Source organism: Streptococcus sp. NLN76 (assembly GCF_015686645.1).
In the GTDB taxonomy this organism is placed as follows: domain Bacteria; phylum Bacillota; class Bacilli; order Lactobacillales; family Streptococcaceae; genus Streptococcus.
Map to the genome: position 1 here is coordinate 1 of NZ_JADPMS010000081.1, position 2,961 is coordinate 2,961.

Below are 2,961 nucleotides of genomic sequence, written 5' to 3' on the forward strand. Positions count from 1 at the left end.
CCATATTTATTTATAGAAAAGCTTGATCGTTCATAAAAATCATCAGAACTGCAATTGTTTATTGCTTGTTTCTGATGATTTTTTTGATAGTTACGCAAAGATATTCAGGGTATGAATAATTCGGGTTAATGAATTTGGATTAGATGGTAATGGGATTTGTATTCATTCAGATAACAAATCTAGTTTATTTAGGTGAAGTAAACGGCTTCGTGATAAGGTGGTTGGCGTTCTTGCCAATAGAGTCCGTGCTTCTCGACTAACTCCTGCACTTCCTTTTTGTGGCCGTAGAAGGAGAGGTAGAGGCGGAAGGAGGCATCGAATTGGATAGTAATCGAATCATCTGTAATCCAATTAGTAAATATACGTTTGAACATTAGTTTGAATAGGGTAGAAAAGTCTTCTTTTCGGACGATGAATGGTTTTATAGTCCAATCCTCTATAGTTTCTTCATATTTATACATTTGTTGGAATAGTGCTTTTTCTTGAGGGGAGAAGTACTGTTCAGAGATACCGAATCCCTGAATGTTGTTAAGGTGTAGACCGTTGATGGCAAACTCACTTACTTGGAACTTATCCAGGAAGTCCAAAACCAGATGGAGGTATTTTTGTTCCACTGTTTGGTACTCTGCCCGATCCAGCCCATTTTCGATTTCGTCAAAATGACTCCATTCAGTATAGGTACGATTCAAAGGGTCATCTTTGGAGATACGAAGGTCATGATGGTAATCACCTGGTGGATTGGTTTGACCGTCGCCCCAAGTGTAGGTTAGGGCATCTCTAAATTCTTCTTCTATTTTAAAGGGAGAAGTTGAGATTTCCTGCCAGTACAATCCATGGTCTTCAATAATTTGTTTACACAATTCCAGTTTTTCAGAATTTGCAATCGTGATTGCTTCGTAATAGTCATAACCGAAATTGACTTCAATTTCAGGACTATATAAACCACACCAAATTGACTCACGTAAATTAAGTCTAATGGTTTCAGAAAGTTCACGGTAATTGAGCTGTACTCCATTGTCTATTTTTTGGTAAAGGAAGGCCTGTTTTTCATTCAATAGTCCATTCTGTTTGACGTATTGAAGGCTATGATACTTTTCAATAGTTCGTACCTCCAGTTTTTGAATATGAAATAAGCCCATAATGTTTAGGATTACTTGGACATATCGATCCTCTGTTTCTAAATAGGTATTGAGGGTGAGAGGCTCCTCATAAAATGTTTTTCCTATATCTGAAATAGAAGTCCAGTCCTTGACGTAGTTTGGATTAGTTTTATCATATTTGTGAATTAGTAGTGTGGGCATGGTGTTACTTCCTGTATTGAATGAATTTGGATTAGAAAGTAATGGGATTTGTATTCATTCAGATAACAAATTTAGTTTATTTAGGTGAAGTCAACCGCCTCATGATAAGGTGGTTGGCGTTCCTGCCAATAGAGTCCGTGCTTCTCGACTAACTCCTGCACTTCCTTTTTGTGGCCGTAGAAGGAGAGGTAGAGGCGGAAGGAGGCATCGAATTGGATACTAATAGAACCGTCTGTAATCCAAGAAGTAAATACACGTTTGAACATTAGTTTGAATAGAGTAGAAAAGTCTTCTTTTCGGACGATGAATGGTTCTATAGTCCAATCCTCTACAGTTTCTTCATATTTATACATTTGTTGGAATAGCACTTTTTCTTGAGGGGAGAAGTACTGTTCAGAGACACCGAGTTCCTGAATATTGTTAAGGGATAGGCTGTTGATGGCAAACTCACTTACCTGGAACTTATCCAGGAAGTCCAAAACTAGCTGGAGGTATTTTTGTTCCACAGTTTGGTACTCTGCCCAATCCAGTCCATTTTCGATTTCGTCAAAATGACTCCATTCGGTATAGGTACGATTCAAGGGATCATCCTTGGAAATTCGAAGGTCATGATGATAGTCACCTGGTGGATTGATGAGTCCATTATTCCAAGTAAATCCAAAAGCAACTTTATTATCTTTATCCTCAGGATAGTAGTGATTTTTTGAAGGTCGCCAAAATAATCCATGTTTTTTAATAATATTTATGATGTGATGTAAGTCAGATTTATCTGCTATTTTTATGGACATATAGTAGTCATAGTCAAAGTAAATAGTGATAATGGAATTAGATAAACTACAGTCAATACTTTCACGTAAATTGAGACGGATAATATCAGCAATTTCATTTCGGTTTACTATGAGTCCTTTATCTAATTTTTGATAAAGTTGACTCTGAACAGAGGTTAGTCGTCCATGTTTTTGGTGGTAACGTAGACTGAAAAATTTTGAGCACCAATCAACTGTCAGATTTTGGATATGAAGGAATTGTAAAAGTTCTTGGATTGTGTTAACATAACGGTCTTCTTCTTGAAGGTAGCTTTGGTAGGTTAGAAGTTGCCCATGAAATTTTTGACCGATATCTGATATGGAGGTCCAGTCATCAATATAGGTTGAATCTTCTAGGTTATATTTATAGATGTCAATTTCTAACATATACTCTCCTTGTGCAGTAATTTGTTATTGTCTATTTATCTCTACTTCAAGAAAATCAAAAATAGTTTAGGAAATGATGCCCATGATAGAACTAGGATTTATCGAGGGGAGATAGCAATTGATAGCTTTGATTTTTAAAGAGTATTTACTTTGTAGGACAAAGCAGGGAATGGTAAGACGATTGAATGAAGCAACAAAAATAGTGTGAAATTAAATTCTATCAGTCATCTATACGTTTTAGATCTTTATCATAAGTTCCTTTTCGAGCATCCTTACTTAACAATTTTTCTTTGGTATCGGCACCTTTCCAATATCCTCCTTTATGACTAGCATGATCTGGTGGTGTTAGTATGATTTCATGGACACGATTTGGTAGAATTATCTCAAACCAAAGGAGAAGTCCATATGTCACAAAAGTATAGTAAAGAATTCAAAGAAACCATCGTAAGCCTTTATGAAACCGGTAA

General features: G+C 36.2%; 3 protein-coding genes. All 3 read right to left on the minus strand.

What is annotated here, in order from left to right:
- Nucleotides 1–188 precede the first annotated feature (188 nt).
- Nucleotides 189–1,301, minus strand: coding sequence for a hypothetical protein (locus I1A59_RS09215; protein ID WP_196092464.1), 1,113 nt, complete (start codon nt 1,299–1,301; stop codon nt 189–191).
- A gap of 80 nt (nt 1,302–1,381) precedes the next feature.
- Nucleotides 1,382–2,494, minus strand: coding sequence for a hypothetical protein (locus I1A59_RS09220; RefSeq protein ID WP_196092465.1), 1,113 nt, complete (start codon nt 2,492–2,494; stop codon nt 1,382–1,384).
- Nucleotides 2,495–2,714: 220 nt separating this feature from the next.
- Entirely contained in the window at nt 2,715–2,906 is a 192-nt protein-coding gene (locus I1A59_RS09860; protein ID WP_348769642.1) for a toxin C-terminal domain-containing protein, read from the minus strand.
- Nucleotides 2,907–2,961: the final 55 nt, after the last annotated feature.

Coding starts and splice junctions, on each gene's coding strand:
- I1A59_RS09215 (WP_196092464.1), bottom strand. CDS start 1,301: ATGCCCACACTACTAATTCACAAATATGATAAAACTAATCCAAACTAC.
- I1A59_RS09220 (WP_196092465.1), bottom strand. CDS start 2,494: ATGTTAGAAATTGACATCTATAAATATAACCTAGAAGATTCAACCTAT.